General features: G+C 71.9%; 17 protein-coding genes. 14 read left to right on the top strand and 3 right to left on the bottom strand.

What is annotated here, in order from left to right:
* Positions 1-32 precede the first annotated feature (32 nt).
* The 7 genes from ACFPYL_RS20630 (at position 33) to ACFPYL_RS20600 (ending at position 6,341) form a co-directional block, all read left to right on the top strand.
* The gene (locus ACFPYL_RS20630; protein ID WP_379158840.1) at positions 33-557 is read left to right on the top strand and encodes a F0F1 ATP synthase subunit B; all 525 of its coding nucleotides are present in this window, start codon (positions 33-35) and stop codon (positions 555-557) included.
* Complete coding sequence (locus ACFPYL_RS20625; protein ID WP_379158838.1) at positions 557-1,366, top strand: F0F1 ATP synthase subunit delta; 810 nt, start codon at positions 557-559, stop codon at positions 1,364-1,366. Before ACFPYL_RS20630 ends, ACFPYL_RS20625 begins: the two co-directional genes overlap by 1 nt.
* Before the next feature lie 52 nt (positions 1,367-1,418).
* Positions 1,419-3,062, top strand: a complete 1,644-nt coding sequence (gene atpA / locus ACFPYL_RS20620; RefSeq protein ID WP_379158835.1) for a F0F1 ATP synthase subunit alpha — start codon at positions 1,419-1,421, stop codon at positions 3,060-3,062.
* 3 nt (positions 3,063-3,065) lie between these two features.
* Positions 3,066-3,971, top strand: coding sequence for a F0F1 ATP synthase subunit gamma (locus ACFPYL_RS20615; protein WP_379158832.1), 906 nt, complete (start codon positions 3,066-3,068; stop codon positions 3,969-3,971).
* Between the two features lie 5 nt (positions 3,972-3,976).
* Positions 3,977-5,431, top strand: a complete 1,455-nt coding sequence (atpD, locus tag ACFPYL_RS20610; RefSeq protein WP_379158829.1) for a F0F1 ATP synthase subunit beta — start codon at positions 3,977-3,979, stop codon at positions 5,429-5,431.
* Positions 5,431-5,820, top strand: coding sequence for a F0F1 ATP synthase subunit epsilon (locus tag ACFPYL_RS20605; RefSeq protein ID WP_379158826.1), 390 nt, complete (start codon positions 5,431-5,433; stop codon positions 5,818-5,820). Before atpD ends, ACFPYL_RS20605 begins: the two co-directional genes overlap by 1 nt.
* Before the next feature lie 71 nt (positions 5,821-5,891).
* The gene (locus tag ACFPYL_RS20600; RefSeq protein ID WP_379158823.1) at positions 5,892-6,341 is read left to right on the top strand and encodes a DUF2550 domain-containing protein; all 450 of its coding nucleotides are present in this window, start codon (positions 5,892-5,894) and stop codon (positions 6,339-6,341) included.
* Between the two features lie 186 nt (positions 6,342-6,527).
* On the opposite strand, the gene ACFPYL_RS20595 is transcribed toward ACFPYL_RS20600, so the two are convergent.
* Positions 6,528-7,967, bottom strand: a complete 1,440-nt coding sequence (locus tag ACFPYL_RS20595; RefSeq protein ID WP_379158820.1) for an FAD-binding oxidoreductase — start codon at positions 7,965-7,967, stop codon at positions 6,528-6,530.
* A gap of 120 nt (positions 7,968-8,087) precedes the next feature.
* On the opposite strand from ACFPYL_RS20595, the gene ACFPYL_RS20590 reads away from it, so the two are divergent.
* Both ACFPYL_RS20590 and ACFPYL_RS20585 read left to right on the top strand, forming a co-directional pair.
* Positions 8,088-11,429: a BTAD domain-containing putative transcriptional regulator gene (locus tag ACFPYL_RS20590; RefSeq protein ID WP_379158816.1), complete on the top strand. Its 3,342-nt coding sequence runs from the start codon at positions 8,088-8,090 to the stop codon at positions 11,427-11,429.
* A gap of 75 nt (positions 11,430-11,504) precedes the next feature.
* Positions 11,505-12,680, top strand: coding sequence for an MFS transporter (locus ACFPYL_RS20585; protein WP_379158813.1), 1,176 nt, complete (start codon positions 11,505-11,507; stop codon positions 12,678-12,680).
* Here the strand turns inward: ACFPYL_RS20585 and ACFPYL_RS20580 are convergent.
* Positions 12,677-13,252, bottom strand: a complete 576-nt coding sequence (locus ACFPYL_RS20580; RefSeq protein ID WP_379158810.1) for a cob(I)yrinic acid a,c-diamide adenosyltransferase — start codon at positions 13,250-13,252, stop codon at positions 12,677-12,679. The two genes, ACFPYL_RS20585 and ACFPYL_RS20580, sit on opposite strands and share 4 nt — an antisense overlap.
* Positions 13,253-13,296: 44 nt before the next feature.
* Here ACFPYL_RS20580 and ACFPYL_RS20575 point away from each other — a divergent pair, with 44 nt between their 5' ends.
* The 4 genes from ACFPYL_RS20575 (at position 13,297) to ACFPYL_RS20560 (ending at position 16,966) form a co-directional block, all read left to right on the top strand.
* A complete protein-coding gene (locus ACFPYL_RS20575) occupies positions 13,297-13,875 on the top strand; it encodes a hypothetical protein (RefSeq protein WP_379158808.1) in 579 nt (192 codons plus the stop codon).
* Between the two features lie 99 nt (positions 13,876-13,974).
* Positions 13,975-14,283: an STAS domain-containing protein gene (locus ACFPYL_RS20570; RefSeq protein WP_379158805.1), complete on the top strand. Its 309-nt coding sequence runs from the start codon at positions 13,975-13,977 to the stop codon at positions 14,281-14,283.
* Between the two features lie 77 nt (positions 14,284-14,360).
* Complete coding sequence (locus tag ACFPYL_RS20565; protein ID WP_379158802.1) at positions 14,361-16,370, top strand: protein meaA; 2,010 nt, start codon at positions 14,361-14,363, stop codon at positions 16,368-16,370.
* Positions 16,367-16,966 (top strand): histidine phosphatase family protein, encoded by a 600-nt coding sequence (locus tag ACFPYL_RS20560; RefSeq protein WP_379158799.1) that lies wholly within the window; start codon positions 16,367-16,369, stop codon positions 16,964-16,966. Before ACFPYL_RS20565 ends, ACFPYL_RS20560 begins: the two co-directional genes overlap by 4 nt.
* Before the next feature lie 2 nt (positions 16,967-16,968).
* Here ACFPYL_RS20560 and ACFPYL_RS20555 read toward each other — a convergent pair whose 3' ends face one another.
* The gene (locus ACFPYL_RS20555; protein WP_379158796.1) at positions 16,969-17,295 is read right to left on the bottom strand and encodes a hypothetical protein; all 327 of its coding nucleotides are present in this window, start codon (positions 17,293-17,295) and stop codon (positions 16,969-16,971) included.
* A 78-nt stretch (positions 17,296-17,373) separates the two neighbouring features.
* On the opposite strand from ACFPYL_RS20555, the gene ACFPYL_RS20550 reads away from it, so the two are divergent.
* On the top strand, positions 17,374-18,852 hold the full coding sequence (locus tag ACFPYL_RS20550) for a PAS domain S-box protein (protein WP_379158793.1): 1,479 nt from the start codon (positions 17,374-17,376) through the stop codon (positions 18,850-18,852).
* Positions 18,853-18,855: the final 3 nt, after the last annotated feature.

The raw sequence follows: 18,855 nt of genomic DNA, 5'->3' as shown, positions 1-18,855 counted from the left end.
CTTCCACCCGTCAGAAGAAAAGGAACCAATCGATGGCAAGCCTTGCGGTCACCCCCATGGCGGACAACTTCCTCGTCCCGAACGCCACGTTCTTCGTCGAGCTCTTTGCCTTCTTGCTGCTGCTGTTCCTCCTGGGCAAGTTCATCATCCCGCCGATCAACCGCGCGATGACGGCTCGCCAGGACGCGATCCGCGAGCAGTTCGCCGAGCTGGACGAGGCGAAGTCCGAGGCCAGCGCGGCCGAGGAGGAGTTCAAGGCCCAGATCGCTGACGCGCGCCACGAGGCGGCCCGCATCCGCGAGGAGGCCCGCGAGCAGGGTGCCGCGATCATCGCGGAGATGCGCGAGCAGGCCCAGGCCGAGGCGGCTCGGATCGTCGAGCACGCCCACACGCAGATCGAGGCCGACCGCAAGTCCGCGGCCGCGTCCCTGCGCGGTGAGGTCGGCACGCTCGCCACCACCCTGGCCGGTCGCATCGTCGGGGAGTCCCTCGACGACGAGGCCCGCCAGAGCCGCGTGGTCGACCGCTTCCTCACGGAGCTGGAAGGCGCCAGCTGATGGATCTGCGTGGAGCATCGGCCGACTCCCTCCGGGAGCTCACCGCCGAGCTGGACGGGGCGCTGCGCGCCGGGGAGCACGCCGAGCGCGTGGCCCGGGAGCTCTACAACGTCGCGTCGCTGCTCCGGTCCGAGCCGGCACTGCGCCGGTTCGCGACCGACGCTTCGCTGCCCGCCGAGGCCAAGCAGGGCCTGATCCAGCAGGTCTTCGCGGGCAAGCTCGACGACGTGACGTTCGCTGTGGTCACCAGTGCGGCGGGACGGCGCTGGACGTCGGCCCGCGACCTGGCCGACGCGGTGGAGCGTCTCAGCGAGCTGACCGCGGTCACCTCGGTCGGCAAGGACGCCAACAAGCTGGTCGACGAGCTCTTCGGGCTCGGCCAGATGCTGGTCGCCAACCCCGAGCTGCGCGACGCGCTGGCCAACCCCGCCCGGTCGATCGAGGACAAGTCGGCGCTGCTCGACTCGCTGCTCGACGGCAAGGTCCTCCCGGCGACGCTGGCCCTGGCCAAGCAGGCCCTGGGTGGCACCTACCAGACCCTGACCGGCGCGCTGACGGCGTACCGCAAGGTCGCGGCCGAGGCCGGCGGCGAGGCGGTCGCCACGGTGCGCGTCGTCCAGGCGCTCAGCGACACCGACCGCGAGCGGCTCGCCGCTGCGCTGTCGCGTCAGTACGGCAAGCAGGTCCACCTCAACGAGATCGTCGAACCCGGCGTGCTCGGCGGGATGCGGGTCGAGATCGGTGACGACGTCATCGACGGCACCGTGTCGAGCCGGCTCGACGACGCCCGGCGCAAGCTGGTCGGCTGACCGGCCCATCCACCGAAGACTTCAGTAGAGAACCAAGAGAGTAGGGACGAAGATGACGGAGCTTTCGATCCGTCCGGAGGAGATCCGCGACGCGCTGCAGAAGTACGTCGCCGACTACCAGCCCGAGGCGGCCAGCAAGGAAGAGGTCGGCACGGTCGCGCAGGCCGGTGACGGCATCGCTCGTGTCAGCGGCCTGCCCTCGGCGATGGCGAACGAGCTGCTGGAGTTCGAGGACGGCACCCTGGGCATCGCCCTGAACCTCGACACCCGCGAGATCGGCGTCGTCATCCTCGGTGACTTCGACAAGATCGAGGAGGGCCAGACGGTCCGCCGTACCGGCGAGATCCTCTCGGTCCCCGTCGGCGACAACTTCATGGGCCGCGTCGTCGACCCGCTCGGCAACCCGATCGACGGCCTGGGCGACATCGAGTCCGACACCCGCCGGGCCCTCGAGCTCCAGGCACCGACCGTGATGCAGCGCAAGTCGGTGCACGAGCCGCTCGCCACCGGCATCAAGGCGATCGACTCGATGACCCCGATCGGCCGTGGCCAGCGCCAGCTCATCATCGGTGACCGCGCGACCGGCAAGACCACGATCGCGATCGACACGATCATCAACCAGAAGCAGAACTGGGAGTCGGGCGACCCGACCAAGCAGGTCCGCTGCATCTACGTCGCCATCGGCCAGAAGGGCTCGACCATCGCCTCCGTGCGTGGCGCCCTCGAGGAGGCCGGCGCGCTGGAGTACACGACGATCGTCGCCTCGCCGGCCTCGGACAGCGCGGGCTTCAAGTACCTCGCGCCGTACACCGGCTCGGCCATCGGCCAGCAGTGGATGTACGACGGCAAGCACGTCCTCATCGTGTTCGACGACCTGAGCAAGCAGGCCGAGGCCTACCGCGCCGTGTCGCTGCTGCTGCGCCGCCCGCCGGGCCGCGAGGCCTACCCGGGTGACGTCTTCTACCTGCACAGCCGGCTGCTCGAGCGCTGCGCGAAGCTCTCCGACGACCTCGGCGCGGGCTCGATGACCGGTCTCCCGATCATCGAGACCAAGGCCAACGACGTCTCGGCGTTCATCCCGACCAACGTCATCTCGATCACCGACGGCCAGATCTTCCTGCAGTCGGACCTGTTCGCGTCCAACCAGCGTCCCGCCATCGACGTCGGCATCTCGGTGTCGCGCGTCGGCGGCGCGGCGATGACGAAGGCGATGAAGGCCGTCACCGGCTCGCTCAAGGTCGACCTGGCGCAGTTCCGCGCCATGGAGGCCTTCGCGATGTTCGCGTCCGACCTCGACGCCGCGTCGCGCCAGCAGCTGGACCGCGGTCAGCGCCTGATGGCGCTGCTGCGCCAGCCGGCGTACTCGCCGTACCCGCTCGAGGAGATGACGGTCTCGCTGTGGATCGGCACCACCGGTCGCCTCGACCGGGTGCCGGCCGACGACGTGCTGCGCTTCGAGCGTGAGTTCATCGACTACCTGCGCCGCTCGCACGACGGCATCCTCTCCGCCATCCGGGAGAGCCAGAAGTTCGAGGACGACACCGCGTCGGCCCTCGAGGGTGCCTACGACTCCTTCCTGGACCAGTTCGAGACCTCGGAGGGGGGCTCGATCAAGGTCGGCAACGAGCCGAAGGCCGAGGCCCTGGAGGACGAGGACGTCGAGCAGGAGCAGATCGTCAAGCAGAAGCGGGGCTGACCCATGGCTCTATCGGTGCGCGAGTACCGGGCGCGGATCAGGTCGACGGAGTCGATGAAGAAGATCACCCGCGCCATGGAGCTCATCGCCGCGTCCCGGATCATCAAGGCGCAGCAGCGGGCGCAGTCGGCAGCGCCGTACGCCCGCGAGCTGACCAGGGCGGTCTCGGCCGTGGCGACGTACTCCAACGTCGACCACCCGCTGACGCGGGAGCCCGAGGAGTCCAAGCGGGCTGCCGTGCTCCTCGTGACCAGCGACCGTGGCCTCGCCGGCGCCTACTCCTCCAGCGTCATCAAGGAGGCGGAGCGCCTCGCGGAGAAGCTCCGGGGCGAGGGCAAGGAGATCGACACCTACATCGCCGGGCGCAAGGGTGAGGCGTACTTCAAGTTCCGTGGTCGCGAGGTGAAGAAGTCGTGGAACGGCTTCTCGGACCAGCCGAGCTTCGAGGTCGCCCACGAGATCGGGCAGACCCTGATCGATGCCTTCCTCGACGAGGACGGCGGGGTGGACGAGGTGCACGTCGTCTTCACGCGGTTCAAGTCGATGCTGGTGCAGGAGCCGACCGACATCCGGCTGCTGCCGCTCGAGGTCGTGGAGGGCGAGGAGAAGCCGTCGAACGGCGAGGTGCTGCCGCTCTACGAGTTCGAGCCCTCGCCCGAGGCGGTGCTGGACGGGCTGCTGCCGCAGTACGTGCAGAGCCGGATCTTCTTCGCGCTGCTCCAGGCCGCTGCCTCCGAGCTCGCCGCCCGTCAGAAGGCGATGAAGTCGGCCACGGACAACGCGGACGAGCTCATCAAGAAGTACACACGGATCGCCAACCAGGCCCGCCAGGCCGGTATTACCCAGGAAATCAGCGAGATCGTCGGTGGCGTCAACGCGCTGGCCGACGCCAACGCCGGGAGTGAGTGAGAGACATGACTGCCACTGTTGAAGAGACCACGGAGACCGGCTCTGCTGGCGTCGGTCGCATCGCCCGGGTCATCGGCCCGGTCGTCGACATCGAGTTCCCCGTGGACTCGATGCCGGAGATGTACAACAAGCTCGAGACCCAGCTGGAGCTCGGCGGCGAGACCACCACGCTCTCGCTCGAGGTCGCGCAGCACATCGGCGACGGCATGGTCCGCGCGATCTCGCTGCGTCCGACCGACGGCCTGGTCCGCGGTGCCCAGGTGACCGACACTGGCGGCCCGATCACGGTCCCCGTCGGCGACGCGACCCTCGGCAAGGTGTTCAACACCCTGGGCGAGTGCCTCAACCTCGAGGAGGGCGAGACCCTCGACGTCAAGGAGCGGTGGGGCATCCACCGCAAGGCGCCGGCCTTCGACCAGCTCGAGTCCAAGACGCAGATGTTCGAGACCGGCATCAAGGTCATCGACCTGCTCGCGCCGTACGTCCTCGGCGGCAAGATCGGCCTCTTCGGTGGCGCCGGCGTCGGCAAGACCGTGCTCATCCAGGAGATGATCGCGCGCGTCGCGAAGGACCACGGTGGTGTGTCGGTGTTCGCCGGTGTCGGCGAGCGCACCCGTGAGGGCAACGACCTGATCGTCGAGATGGAGGAGGCCGGCGTCATCGGCCAGACCGCCCTCGTCTTCGGCCAGATGGACGAGCCGCCGGGCACGCGCCTGCGGGTCGCCCTGTCCGCGCTGACGATGGCGGAGTACTTCCGCGACGTGCAGAGCCAGGACGTGCTGCTCTTCATCGACAACATCTTCCGGTTCACGCAGGCCGGCTCCGAGGTGTCGACCCTGCTGGGCCGGATGCCGTCCGCGGTGGGCTACCAGCCCAACCTCGCCGACGAGATGGGCACGCTCCAGGAGCGGATCACCTCGACGCGCGGTCACTCGATCACCTCGATGCAGGCGATCTACGTGCCGGCCGACGACTACACCGACCCGGCGCCGGCGGCGACGTTCGCGCACCTCGACGCGACCACCGAGCTGTCCCGCGACATCGCGTCGCAGGGCATCTACCCGGCCGTCGACCCGCTGACGTCGACCTCGCGGATCCTGGACGCCCAGTACATCGGGCAGGCCCACTACGACTGCGCAATCCGCGTCAAGCAGATCCTGCAGCGCAACAAGGAGCTCCAGGACATCATCGCGATCCTCGGTGTCGACGAGCTGTCCGAAGAGGACAAGATCATCGTGTCCCGCGCTCGCCGGATCCAGCGCTTCCTGTCGCAGAACACCTACGTCGCCAAGCAGTTCACCGGCATCGAGGGCTCGACGGTCTCCATCGGCGAGACCGTGGAGGCGTTCAACAAGATCGCTGACGGCGAGTACGACCACGTGGCCGAGCAGGCCTTCTTCATGTGCGGCGGTCTGGACGACGTCGAGAAGAAGTGGTCCGAGATCCAGAAGAACATCTGATGGCTGACTCGGACCAGCTGCAGGTCGAGCTCGTCGCGGCCGACCGGACCGTGTGGTCCGGTCAGGCCACGATGGTGGTCGCCAAGACCGCAGAGGGCGACATCGGCGTGCTGCGCAACCACATGCCGGTGCTCTCCCTGCTGGTCGACGGCGTCGTCGAGATCGTGCCCGTCGACGGCGAGCGGATGTTCGCCGCCGTCGACGGCGGGTTCCTCTCGGTCGCCAACAACCGGGTCTCGATCCTCAGCCAGTTCGCCGCGCTGTCCCACGAGATCGACGTGGCCGCCGCGCGGGCCGAGCTGGAGTCGGCCCAGTCCGAGGGCGAGGACGGCGAGGAGCGGGCCAAGCGCGCCGAGGTCCGGATCCTGGCGGCCGAGAAGGCTTCCTGACCCGCGTTCGTCCCGTTTCCGGGTGCCGCTAGGGTGAGCACCCCAGGAGACGGAGCGGACGGAGGTCGTGGATGCCGGTGTGGCAGTGGCTGCTCGACGCCGCTGGTGTGCTGCTCGTCCTCGTCCTGTTCTACGGCCTCGGACTGATCGTCCGTCGCCGCCTGCTCTCCCGCCACGGCGGGACCTTCGAGCTCTCCTACCGCGTCCGGCATGAACATGCCGGGCGCGGTTGGCTTCTCGGGCTCGGTCGCTACTCCGGAGAGTCGCTGGAGTGGTTCCGCTACTTCTCGCTGTGGCCGGGCCCCAAGCGGGTGCTCCAGCGCGCGGAGGTCACCTTCGTCGGCAGCCGGGCCCCCGAGGGCGCCGAGCAGATGTCGCTCTACCCCGAGCACGTGGTGCTGTCGTGCAGCACGCCGACCGGCCCCATTGAGCTGGCCATGTCGCCCGCCTCGCTGATGGGCTTCCAGTCGTGGCTCGAGTCCGGCCCGCCCGGCACCGACTGGACCCGCGGCCCCCGATAGACGCCGACCCCGCCAGACCGTTGGTCGAGCCTGTCGAGACCCCGGAATGCAGGTAGGGCGGTGACCGCCGTGGTCACCGCCCTACCTCGTCTCACCGGGTTTCGAGACGCGTCGCGCGGCCAGCGCTGACGCGCTGCCCGTGCCGACGCTCCTCAACCTTCGCGCCTTCTCACTGCCTGAGCGAGCTCAGGCAGTGGGCGCTCCGTCCTCGAACAGCCGCGGCACCGGGTGGTTGGCGGCGAAGATGCCGTGCGGGTCGACGGCGCTGCGGATGCCCGTCAGCTGGGTCCACACGTCCGCGCCGTACGCCGCCCGGGTGTCGACCGGGTTCTCGGCGAAGTTGAGGTACTCGCGGCCGTTGGCGAACGGTGCGAGCGCCTCGGTGAGGCGGACGGCGTCCTCGTGCGCCTGGGCGCCCATCTCCGGGGTGACGGCCATGCCGCCGGCGAAGGTGACGAACGCGGCGTCGAGGTGCGACAGCACGCCGCCGCCCTCGTGCGGACGAGCCAGCGCACCGCCGAGCTGGCGCAGCTCGGCCATCAGCAGCGACGTCGTGGCGTCCGGACCGGCCTCGGCCAGGAAGGCGTCGATCGCGGCGTCCGGGAAGGAGGCGAGCATCGCGGAGTCGGAGGCGAACGGCGCGCCGCCCTCCGGGTCCATGTGCAGGCGGACCAGCGACTGCGCGGGCACCTGGGCGAACGTGTCCAGGAACGGACGCTGTGCGCGCAGGCCGGCGAGCAGCTCGGAGCCGTGCTCGTCGGAGCCGAGGACCGCGCCGTCGATGACGACGAGCTCCTGGCCGCGCAGGAAGTCCGGCAGGTCGGGCATGTCGGGCAGCCGCATGGCGCGGAAGGCCGTGGTGACCTCGTCCGGGGCGCCGGGCGCCCAGGCGGACCACTCGCGCAGCACCCGCTCGGCGTCAGCGAGGCTCCACATCATCATGCCGGCGTACGCCGAGGCGATGTCGAACATCGCGAACTCGAGGGCGGTCACGACGCCGAAGCTGCCGCCGCCGCCACGCACGGCCCAGAAGAGCTCGGGGTTGGTCTGCGCGTCGGCGCGCACCAGCTCGCCGTCGGCGAGGACGATCTCGACCGCGGTGATGCTGTTGGCGGCGAGGCCGTGCTGGCGGGCGTACCAGCCGATGCCGCCGCCGAGGCTGTAGCCGGCGATGCCGACGTCGGGGGACGAGCCGTGCAGGACGGCCCGGCCGTGGGCGGCCGCGGCGTCGACGGCGGGCTCCCAGACGGCGCCGCCCTCGACCCGCACGATCCCGCGGACCGGGTCGGCGATCGCGGTGTTCATCTCGGACGTGCGGACGATGACGACGTCGTCGAGGCCCTGGGCGGCGAGCGGTCCGGCGTTGTGGCCGGTGCTCTGCGGGGCGACCCGGAGGCCGGCCTCGGCGGCGACCCGCACGACCGTGGCGACCTCGGCCGCGGAGCGCGGGACGGCGACGGCGGCGGGGCGCTGGTCGACGGCGACGTTCCAGGGGAGGCGGGCCGCGTCGTACCCGGCGTCGCCGGGCAGGTGGACCCGGCCACCGAGGAGGCCGCGGAGGGCGTGGGCGGTCGGGAGGGCGGTGGAGGTGGTGCTGCGCCGGTCGGCGTTGGCGTCGATGGTCATGGTGGTGGTGACTCCTGTGTGGGTTCTTCGATCGGTGGGACGACCATGCCGCCGGTGACTTGGAGTCGACTTTGAGCCGACTGGGAGCGCCGCGCACCCACCTCGATCTACGCTGCCGCCGTGGAGGTGTCGGTGCTGGGCCCGGTCGAGGTCTCGCTCGCAGGTGCTCCGGTCGACCTCGGCACCCCCAAGCAGCGGGCGCTGGTCGCCGCGCTGGCCCTGTCGCGAGGCTGGCCGGTGTCGGTCGACGGCATCGTCGACCTGCTGTGGGAGGACCACGCGCCGCCGGGCGTGACGGCCACGCTCCAGGCCTACGTCTCCCAGCTCCGGCGGGTGATGGAGCCGGACCGCGTACGCCGGGCGCCGGCGACCGTGCTGGTCACGGTGGCGCCGGGCTACGCCCTGCGGGTGCCCGACGAGGCCCTGGACGCCTACCGCTTCGAGCAGGCGGTCGCCCGCGTCCACCGCACCCTCCAGCCGCACCCGCCGTGGGGCGCCTCGCCGCTCCCGGCCGTCGAGCTGCGCGGTCTGGCCGCGGAGCTCGACGAGGCGCTGGCGCTCTGGCGCGGCGCGCCGTACACCGAGCTCGGCGACGCCGACGCTGCGGTCGCCGAGCGCGCCCGCCTCGATGAGCTGCGCCTGGTCGCGCTCGAGGACCGGGCCGTGGTCGAGCTCGCGCTCGGGCGGCACGCGACGATCTCGGCCGAGCTGGAGTCGCTGACCTCGGCCCACCCGCTGCGTGAGCGTCTGTGGGCCCTGTGGGCGGTCGCGCTCACGCGCAGCGGCCGACAGGCCGACGCGCTGGAGGTGCTCACCCGCGTGCGCGCCGTCCTCGACGAGGAGCTCGGCCTCGAGCCGTCCGCCGAGCTGCGTGAGCTCCAGACCGCCGTGCTCCGCCAGGACCGCTCGCTCGAGTGGGTGGCGCCGGCGGACGATGCGTCGCCCGCACCTGCACCGGTGCCCGATCCGCCCCGTCCGGCGCAGGAGGTCGTGGTCGAGCAGGTCGCGCCCTGGCCGATGGTCGGCCGCGACGACGACCTCGCCGCCCTGGTGGCCCTGGTCGAGCGCGCCCGCGCCGGCGCCCCGTCGTACGCCGTGCTCACGGGTGAGCCCGGCATCGGCAAGTCTCGCCTCGCGGCGGAGCTGGTCGCCGAGGCCCGACGTCGCGGCGTGCGAGCCCTGGTCGGCCGCTGCTCGCAGGACGACGGCGCGCCGCCGCTGTGGCCGTGGCGGGCGGTGCTCGAGGGCATCGGGATGAGCGTGCTGGCCGAGGACGGCGGCGAGCCCGCCGACGACGGGGCGCAGTTCCGGGCCTGGGAGCGGATCGTCGGCGGCGTCCGAGCTGCGGCGCAGGACGAGCCGCTGCTCGTCGTGCTCGACGACCTGCACTGGGCGGACACCTCGACGCTGCGGGTGCTGCGGCTGATGGCGGAGTCCGTCGACCGGGCCCGGCTGCTGGTCATCGGCACCTGGCGCCTGCACCCCGAGCCCGTGGGCGCCCTGGCCGAGGTGGCCGAGGCGCTGGCCCGGATGCACGCGCTCCGGGTCGAGCTGGTCGGGCTGCCCGCCTCCGAGGCCGCCGAGGTGTTCGCGTCGGTCACGCGGCGCGAGCTGAGCGGCGGGCAGGCCGACGACCTGCACACCCGCACCGACGGCAACCCGTTCTTCCTCGTCGAGATGGCGCGGCTGGCGGGGGAGCGGTCCGGCCCCGGTGTGCCCGACGACGGCGTCCCGACGGCGGTGGCCGACGTGCTCAACCGCCGGCTGCTCCGGCTGCCGGAGCAGACGGTGACGACCCTGCGGTCCGCGGCGGTGCTCGGCCGCGACTTCGACATCCCGACGCTGGGCGCGGTCACCGGGATCGACGAGGACGACCTGATCGACGTGGTCGAGCCGGCCCAGGCAGCCGGGCTGGTCCGCGAGGACGGGATCGACCAGTACTACTTCGCGCACGCGCTGGTCCGCGACACCCTCCAGGCGGGTCTGAGCGTCAGCCGCCGGGCCCGCGCGCACGCCCGCGCGGCCGAGGCGCTCGACGGCGTCCCCGGCCGCGAGACCGAGGTGGCCCGGCACTGGCGCGGCGCGGGACCGTCGTACGCCGACCGCGCCTGGCGGGCCGCCGCCGTGGCCGCGGGCGAGGCCCGGCGCTACTACGCCTACGACCAGGCCGCCGAGCTGCTGCGCCACGCCCTGGTCTCGCTCGACGGCGACCCGGCCGCGGGCCACGCCGAGCGGTACGCCGTGCTGATGGCGCTGATCGAGGAGTACCGCTGGGCCGCGCGCCTGCCCGAGCTCGTCGGCGCCGTCGAGGAGGCGATCGCGGTCGGCAAGCTGATGCGCGACCCCGAGGCGGTCGCGCGCGCCGCGATCTCGACCACCCAGGGCGTGCTCTGGCGCTCCGGCCCGCCCGGCGGTGCCAACGAGACCGTGGTCGGTGCGCTGCGCGGCAGCCTGGACCGGCTGCCGGCGGAGGACAGCGAGCTGCGCTGCCGCTCGATGCTCTCGCTCGCCAACGAGAGCCAGGACACCGCGTCGTACGACGAGCGGCAGGCGCTCTGCGACGAGGGTCTCGCGATGGCGAGGCGCCTGGCAGACCCGTCGCTGCTGCTCGACGCCTGCCAGACCGTCTTCGCCGCACTGTGGCTGCCCCAGACCGCGGCCCAGCGGCTCGAGCTGGTCACGGAGTCCCTCGAGCTGGCCCGGAGCACGGGTCGGGAGCGGGCGTTCGTCGTCTCGGCCTGCCTGCGGGCCGCCGTGCTCAGTGAGCTCGGCCGCCCGGACGAGATGCGCGCCGCCGTCGAGGTGGCGCGCGCGGAGACCCAGCGGCTCCGGATCGCCTTCGGCGAGACGGTGCTCGACGGCATCCTGGTGCCCTGGCACGCCATGGCCGGCGAGTTCGACGAGTGCGACCGGCTGGTCGAGCACACCCGCCAGATCGCGGGCCAGATCTCCCACAACAACGCCGACGAGTCCGTGCTCAGCTCGCTGCTGGCGATGCGCCTGTGGCAGGGGCGCTCGATCGAGATGGTCCCGGTGCTCGAGCAGTTCGAGCAGAGCCCGTTCCCGTTCGCGGCGAGCCTCGCGGTCTACCTCTGGCGCGCCGGTGAGCACGACCGGGCCCGCGCCTACCACGCCCAGCACGGTGCCCCGCTCGACCGCGTCAACGACATCGCGATGCTGTCGTGGTGCCACGGCGCCGAGCTGGCGCTCTACCTCGACGAGCGCGAGCTGGCCGCGGGTGCCTACGACCTGCTCGCGCCGTACGCCGGCACCAGCTGCTGCGCGGGCTCGGACCTCGCGCTCGGCCCGGTCGACGCCTACCTCGCGCTCGCCGCGGCGGCCGTCGGGGAGCGCGACCTGGCCGCGAGGCACGCGGACCGGGCGCTCGCGCTGGCCGACGAGTGGCGGATCCCGCTCTTCGCCGCGTGGCTGCGCGAGGTGCGCGCGACGTACGACTTCTGACGCCGGGCTGTCCACGATCTGGACCGGTAAAGACGAGGTTTTGGAGATGGCCGCCCGATCCGGAATTCTGGTGCCGTGCCGTCCCTCATCCACACCCGCAACGCGGTCGCGCTGAGCTTCGCCCTCAACGGGTTCTGCTTCGCCACGATGGTCTCGCGGCTGCCCGACATCCGCAGCGGGCTGGACCTCGACAACGGCTCGCTCGGCCTGCTGCTGCTCGCGATCTCGATCGGCTCGGTCATCGCGCTGCCGCTGAGCGGCCGGCTGATCGACCGCTACAGCGCCACCGCGGTCACCCGGCTCGGCGCGGTCCTGGTCGCGTCCGGCCTGCTGGTCGCGATGACCGGCGTGGTGACGGACACGGTCGCGCTGACCGTCGTCGGCTTCTTCGTCGACGGCATCGGCATCGCGGTGTGGGACGTGTCGATGAACGTCGAGGCCGCCGAGGTCGAGCGCCGCTTCGGTCGCACGATGATGCCGCGCTTCCACGCCGGCTGGAGCATCGGCTCCTTCGCCGGGGCGGCGATCGGCATCCCCATGGCCGCGCTGCACACCCCGCTCCTGCTGCACGTACCGGTCTTCGCCGCGGCCGCCGCGATCGGCTCCTGGTGGGCCGCCGGCGCCTACCTCCCGCCGACCGTCACCCACGAGGACAAGCAGGCGGTCGCGTGCTCGCCGTGGCGCGAGCCGCGGACCCTGGCGATCGGCGTCATGGTGCTGGCGTTCGCGCTCTCCGAGGGCGCCGCCAACGACTGGCTCTCGCTCGCGCTGATCGACGGGTACGACGTCCGCCACTGGGTCGGCGTCGCCGGCTTCACCCTCTTCGTCTCCTCGATGTTCGTCGGCCGCCTGACCGGCCCGGTCTTCCTCGACCGCTACGGCCGCGCGCCGGTGCTGTGGGGCTCCGCGGCAGCCGCGTTCGTCGGCATCCTGCTCGTCGTCTTCGGCGGCAGCGTGGTGCTGGTCGCCGCGGGCATCGTGGTCTGGGGCTTGGGTGCCTCGCTCGGCTTCCCGGTCGGCATGAGCGCCGCCGCGGACGACCCGCTGCGCGCCGCCCGCCGGGTCAGCGTGGTCTCGACGATCGGCTACACGGCGTTCCTGGCCGGACCGCCGCTGCTCGGCCTGCTCGCCGACCACGTCGGCACCCTCGAGACGCTGCTGGTCATCGCCGGCCTGATGATCCCCGCGGCCCTGACCGTCTTCGCGGCCCGGCCGGTCAAGCCGGCGGAGACGGAGCCGGTCGCGAGCTAGCCCCGCTCGCCGCCCGGCACCCAGAGCACGTCGCCGTTCTCGCGGTTGGCGTGCCGGGCCAGGATGAAGAGCAGGTCGGAGAGCCGGTTCAGGTACTTCACCGCGAGCAGGTTCATGGTCTCGCCGTGCACCTCGTACGCCGCCCACGCCGACCGCTCCGCACGGCGTACGACGGTGCGCGCGACGTGCAGCAGCGCGGCCCCCTCGGTGCCGCCGTTGAGGATGAAGGAGCGCAGCGTCGGCAGGTCCTCGTTGTACTGGTCGCACCACGCCTCGAGCCGGTCGACGTACGCCTGCTCGATGCGCAGCGGCGGGTACTCCGGCTCCGCCACGACCGGCGTGCAGAAGTCGGCGCCCACGTCGAAGAGGTCGTTCTGCACCGTCGTCAGCACCCGCACGACGTCCGGCTCCAGGCCGCCCTGGGCGAGCGCGAGCCCGAGGTGGGCGTTGGCCTCGTCCACGTCGGCGTACGCCGCGAGCCGTGGGTCGGTCTTCGTCGTGGTGCTCATGTCGCCGAGACGGGTCTCCCCGGCGTCGCCGGTGCGGGTGTAGATCCGGGTGAGGTTGACCATGGGCCCACGGTAGTGCTCGCCCGCACGACGTAGCCTCGACGAGCATGCGACGTTTCGCACAGCCCCTGCTGCTCGCCCTGCCCGCCCTCGCGCTGGCGGTGGCCGGGCTCCTCCACCCGCACCACCTGACCTACGACACGTCGTGGCGGTGGTTCACGCTGCACCTGCCGGGGCTGCTCGCCTTCCCGCTCGTCGGCGTCGCGCTGGCCGCCCTGGTGGGGGCGCGGACCGATCCGCTCGCGTGGGCGGTCCGGCTGACGGCGTACGTCTATGCCACCTTCTACACCGCGCTCGACGTGATCAGCGGCGTCGCCGCGGGCTACGTCACCCACGAGCTCGGCCCGGGGGTGCCACGGCCCGAGGCGGTGAGCCTGCTCTTCCGGATCGGGACGCCGCTGGGGGAGATCGGCTCGTGGGCGCTGCTCGCCACCTGCGCCCTGGTGGCGGTCGACCAGCTCCGGCGCCACGGTGCCCGGGGTGCGGTCGCGCTGGTGCTGCTGCCCGGCGCGTGGCTCGTCCACGTCGACCACATCTTCTCGCCGAAGGGCGTGCTCGGCATGCTCCTGATCGCCGTGGGTACCGCCCTGGCATCCGCAACGGACGCGACACGACGGGAAAGTTGAGGAACAGAGGCAACCATCCGGGTGTTGTGCGCGTCATAGTGGGTGACAGGCCAAGCGATGGCTGATCGGGGCGGGGGCCCCGAGAAACGGGGAACACCGATGGAGATCCTGACCGACGGTCCGACCATCCTCCTCAGCGGTGACTTCGACGTGCGCAGCACGTGGGAGGTCCGCAACGCGATCTACGAGCACCTGCACGGCCACGACGAGGACGTCGTCATCGACCTCACCGACGTGACCGCCATCGACATGACCGCACTCAAGGTGCTCGCGGTCGCCACCCGGCAGGCGTCTCGCGCCGGCCACCACCTCACGCTGCGCGGCTGCGGTCCGTCCGTACGCCGCATGCTCACCCTCACCCGGATGAGCCGGATGGTCGAGGTGGAGCGCGTCGCCGCGTCGGCCTGAGCTGTCGGTCCGGCGTGTCGGATAAGCCACACGCGCCAGCGGTTACCAATCGGTAGCCGTCGTCCTACCCTCGGTCCATGAACGACAAGGCAGCGAGCCACGCCAAGGACCGGCCGTGGCTGATGCGCACCTACTCGGGCCACTCGACGGCCGCGGCGTCCAACGCGCTCTACCGGACGAACCTCGCGAAGGGCCAGACCGGTCTCTCGGTCGCCTTCGACCTGCCGACGCAGACCGGCTACGACCCCGACTCCCCGCTCTCGCGCGGCGAGGTCGGCAAGGTCGGCGTACCGATCCCGCACCTCGGTGAGATGCGGCGCCTCTTCGAGGACATCCCGCTCACCGAGATGAACACCTCGATGACGATCAACGCCGTCGCGATGTGGATGCTCGCGATGTACCAGGTGGTCGCCGAGGAGCAGAACCCGGACAGCACGCCCGAAGAGGTCGCCGCGCAGCTGGCCGGCACCACCCAGAACGACATCATCAAGGAGTACCTCTCCCGCGGGACCTACGCGTTCCCGCCCGAGGCATCGATGCGGCTGATCGCCGACATGATCGCCTACACGGTCCACCAGATCCCGAAGTGGAACCCGATCAACATCTGCAGCTACCACCTGCAGGAGGCCGGCGCGACGCCGACGCAGGAGCTCGCCTACGCGCTGAGCACCGCGATCGCCGTGCTCGACCAGGTCAAGGACGCGGGGCAGGTCGACGCCGAGGACTTCGAGAAGGTCGTCGGCCGGATCTCCTTCTTCGTCAACGCCGGCGTGCGGTTCGTCGAGGAGACCTGCAAGATGCGGGCGTTCAACCAGCTCTGGGACGAGATCGCCCAGGAGCGGTACGGCGTCCAGGACCCCAAGATGCGGCGCTTCCGGTACGGCGTGCAGGTCAACTCGCTCGGCCTGACCGAGGCCCAGCCGGAGAACAACGTGCAGCGCATCGTGCTCGAGATGCTCGGTGTCACGCTGTCGAAGAACGCACGCGCCCGCGCGCTCCAGCTGCCCGCCTGGAACGAGGCCCTCGGCCTGCCGCGGCCCTGGGACCAGCAGTGGTCGCTGCGGCTCCAGCAGGTGCTCGCCTTCGAGTCCGACCTCCTCGAGTACGACGACATCTTCGACGGCTCCCACGTCATCGAGGCGAAGGTCGCCGAGCTGGTCGAGGGCGCGAAGGCCGAGATCGACCGGGTGCAGGCGATGGGCGGTGCGATCGCGGCCGTCGAGTACATGAAGTCGGAGCTGGTCTCCTCCCACGCCGCCCGCCGGGCCCGGATCGAGTCGGGCGAGGAGGTCATCGTCGGCGTCAACAAGTACGAGACGACCGAGCCGTCGCCGCTGACCGCCGACCTGGACGGCGCGATCATGGCCGCGGACCCGGAGGCGGAGGCGACCGCGCGCGCGAGCGTCGATGCCTGGAAGGCCGAGCGCGACGAGACCGAGGTCGCCGACGCGCTGGCTGCGCTCGCGGCCGCAGCCAAGACCGAGACCAACCTGATGGCGCCGACCCTCGTTGCCGCTCGTGCCGGCGCGACGACGGGGGAGTGGGCGGCGACCCTGCGCGAGGTCTTCGGCGAGTACCGCGGCCCGACGGGCGTCAGCGGGGCCGTGGTCGCCGAGGCCGGTGCCGAGCTCACCGCCGTGCGCGAGCGCGTCAAGGCCACCGGCGACGAGCTGGGCGGCCGGCTGCGGCTGCTCGTGGGCAAGCCCGGGCTCGACGGCCACTCGAACGGCGCCGAGCAGGTCGCCGTACGGGCGCGCGACGCCGGCTTCGAGGTCGTCTACCAGGGCATCCGGCTGACGCCCGAGCAGATCGTGGCCGCCGCTGTCGCGGAGGACGTGCACTGCATCGGGCTCTCGATCCTGTCCGGCTCGCACATGGAGCTGGTGCCCGACATCCTCGACGGGCTGCGCGAGGCCGGGCTGGCCGACGTCCCGGTGATCGTCGGCGGGATCATCCCCGACTCCGACGGACGCAAGCTGCGCGAGCTCGGGGTCGCGGCCGTCTACACGCCCAAGGACTACGGGCTGACCGAGATCATGGGCGGCATCGTCGACGTCATCCGTGCGGCCAACGACCTCGACGGATGACCTCCCTGCAGTGCCCCGCGCGCGTCCTGGTCGCGCGCCATGGTGAGGCGGAGTACGAGACCGAGGTGTGCTCCGACGACGGCGGCAGCCTGACCGCTGCCGGCCGTGAGCAGGCGCGTGGTCTCGCGCAGCGGCTCGCGGGCGAGCGCGTCGCCCGGGTCTGGACGAGCTCGCTGTCCCGTGCCGTGCAGACGGCTGAGATCGCCGCGGCACCACTGGGGGTCGACGTGGTCGTCCGCGAGGGCCTGCGTGAGTACGGCGTGGGCTCGCTCGCCGGGTCGACGACCGGCGAGCAGGAGTACTTCAGCGGCCTGTTCCGGCGGTGGGCCGAGGGCGACGACAGCATCCGGATCGACGGCGGCGAACTGATCTCCGACTTCGTCGGACGGGTCGGCGCGGTGCTCGAGGAGGCGGCGGACGCGCACCCGGGGGAGACGGTCCTGGTCGTCAGTCACGGCGGCGCGATCCTCGCGACCGTCCCGCAGCTGGTAGGCCTGCCACGGACCCGCGGCCTGGGCATCGTGCTCGCGAACTGCGGCGTGATCGAGCTGGAGAAGGACGCGGACGGCTGGCGACTGGTCGCCGGCCTCGACTGAGCTCAGCGGCGCCGCAGGACGACGAGGGCGATCGCTCCCGACCCGGCCGACGCGATCGAGCCGGCGAGCAGGCTCAGGCTCACGCTCCACGTCTGGATCGCCTGCGACCGGCTGATCTGCGACGCGAGCAGGCACTCGCCCATGCTGGAGTCCCGGTTGCCGCAGACGACGGTGGAGCCCGGAGCACCGGAGAGCTCCAGGACGAGATAGACCACGGCGATCACCCCGAGGACGACCGCGAGGCCGAAGAGCACGCCGGCGACGGCGGCGCCGGGGCCCGGAGCCGGTGCGGAGGGCCGGGTGGGTGCGGGCGCCGGAGAGGTGGTCACGGGAGGGTGATGCCCCGGCCCGGAGCGCACAAACCGCGACTCCTGTCCGGGCCCGTCCCGCTGCCCTAGCATCGGGGGATGGCACCGGGCTCGGGTCGCACGGACCTGCTCGCGTCGCGTGCGGGGGAGGCCCTGCTGCGGCTCTTCGCGCAGACGGACGACGCCCGGCTGCTGATCGACCCCGACGGGGTCGTGCTGCTCGCGAACCCGCGCTGCGAGGAGGTCTTCGGCTGGCGGGTGGACGAGCTGGTGGGGATGCCTGCGGCGCTGCTGGCGCCGGAGCAGCACCGCGACGAGTACACCCGCCTGCGCGACCTGGTCCTCGCCTCCGATTCCGGTGATGCGGCCCGGCTGGGGCTGATCGGGCTGCACCGCGACGGCCACGAGGTCCGGATGCGGGTGACGGCCCGCGCGATCCTTCTCGGTGAGGCCGACCGGGTGCTCTCGATGATCCTGCAGCCGCGGTCGGCCGCCGATGCGACGGCGGACTTCCGCGAGCTGCTCGAGGCGGTGCCCGACGGCAACGTGGTCGTCGACGGCGACGGTCGGATCCTGATGGCGAACGCGCCCGCCTTGGCGATGTTCGGGTACGCCGAGGACGAGCTGGTCGACCGGTCGATCGAGGTGCTGGTCCCCGACGCCCAGCGGGCCGGGCACGTGCGACGGCGTACGGGCTTCGCCGGCCACGCCCGCCGGCACGCGATGGGGTTGGGCACCCGCGTCGTCGCACTGCGCAAGGACGGCTCGACGTTCCCCGTCAGCGTCGTGATCTCGTCCATCGGCATCGACGACGACATCCTCTTCTCCGCCACGGTCCACGACCTGACCGAGCTCGAGGCGCTGCGCGGTCGCAACGACGTGCTGCGCGACCAGTTCCTGGCCACCGTCTCCCACGAGCTGCGCACACCCCTGACCACGATCCTGGCCAGCACGGAGATGCTCGAGGACGCGCTGGCTGACGAGGCGGAGGAGCACGTCCGGGCGCTCGTCGAGGCCTACCTCGGGCGGATCGAGCGAGCGGCGCGTCGTGAGCTCACGCTCGTCGACGACTTGCTCTCGCTGACGATCATCGAGGGCAACGCGGAGCCTCTCGTCCAGGGTCTCGCGGACCTCGCGGTCGTCGTCGACAGTGTCGTCGAGGCCGCCCGGGACCCGGCGGCGCTGCGCGGGGTCACCATCGCGACGACCACCTCCGGGCCGCCGGCCGTGGTCCGCGTCCACGAGGGCTGGCTGGAGCGGGCCGTCGGCTGCCTGGTCGACAACGCGACCAAGTTCACCCCGCCCGGCGGCCAGGTCCTGGTCGAGAGCGGGGTCGACGGGGACCGGGCCTGGCTGGAGGTCAGCGACACCGGCCCCGGGATCGCCCCGGGCGACGAAGATCGGGTCTTCGAGCGGCTCTACCGGGGAGCCGACGCGGTGACCGCGGAGGTCCCCGGCGCCGGGCTGGGCCTGAGCATCGCCCGCTCCATCGTGCAGGCCGCGAGCGGGACCGTCGTCGTCGTGCCCCAGGAGGCGGGTGCGCGCCTGCGGATCAGCGCGCCGCTGGCCCGGGTCTGAGGC

The sequence above is a fragment of the Nocardioides hankookensis genome (genome assembly GCF_042658885.1).
In the GTDB taxonomy this organism is placed as follows: Bacteria; Actinomycetota; Actinomycetes; order Propionibacteriales; family Nocardioidaceae; genus Nocardioides; species Nocardioides hankookensis.
Note: the sequence above shows the minus strand (reverse complement) of the source record. Positions and strands in the feature narration are given on the sequence as shown.

Bases quoted from the DNA above. Each gene is read 5' to 3' on its own strand.
- ACFPYL_RS20580 (WP_379158810.1), bottom strand. From the start codon at position 13,252: ATGGTCAACCTCACCCGGATCTACACCCGCACCGGCGACGCCGGGGAG.
- ACFPYL_RS20575 (WP_379158808.1), top strand. From the start codon at position 13,297: ATGCGACGTTTCGCACAGCCCCTGCTGCTCGCCCTGCCCGCCCTCGCG.
- ACFPYL_RS20605 (WP_379158826.1), top strand. From the start codon at position 5,431: ATGGCTGACTCGGACCAGCTGCAGGTCGAGCTCGTCGCGGCCGACCGG.
- ACFPYL_RS20570 (WP_379158805.1), top strand. From the start codon at position 13,975: ATGGAGATCCTGACCGACGGTCCGACCATCCTCCTCAGCGGTGACTTC.
- ACFPYL_RS20565 (WP_379158802.1), top strand. From the start codon at position 14,361: ATGAACGACAAGGCAGCGAGCCACGCCAAGGACCGGCCGTGGCTGATG.
- ACFPYL_RS20595 (WP_379158820.1), bottom strand. From the start codon at position 7,967: ATGACCATCGACGCCAACGCCGACCGGCGCAGCACCACCTCCACCGCC.
- atpD (WP_379158829.1), top strand. From the start codon at position 3,977: ATGACTGCCACTGTTGAAGAGACCACGGAGACCGGCTCTGCTGGCGTC.
- ACFPYL_RS20560 (WP_379158799.1), top strand. From the start codon at position 16,367: ATGACCTCCCTGCAGTGCCCCGCGCGCGTCCTGGTCGCGCGCCATGGT.
- ACFPYL_RS20625 (WP_379158838.1), top strand. From the start codon at position 557: ATGGATCTGCGTGGAGCATCGGCCGACTCCCTCCGGGAGCTCACCGCC.
- ACFPYL_RS20600 (WP_379158823.1), top strand. From the start codon at position 5,892: ATGCCGGTGTGGCAGTGGCTGCTCGACGCCGCTGGTGTGCTGCTCGTC.
- ACFPYL_RS20550 (WP_379158793.1), top strand. From the start codon at position 17,374: ATGGCACCGGGCTCGGGTCGCACGGACCTGCTCGCGTCGCGTGCGGGG.
- ACFPYL_RS20615 (WP_379158832.1), top strand. From the start codon at position 3,066: ATGGCTCTATCGGTGCGCGAGTACCGGGCGCGGATCAGGTCGACGGAG.
- atpA (WP_379158835.1), top strand. From the start codon at position 1,419: ATGACGGAGCTTTCGATCCGTCCGGAGGAGATCCGCGACGCGCTGCAG.
- ACFPYL_RS20630 (WP_379158840.1), top strand. From the start codon at position 33: ATGGCAAGCCTTGCGGTCACCCCCATGGCGGACAACTTCCTCGTCCCG.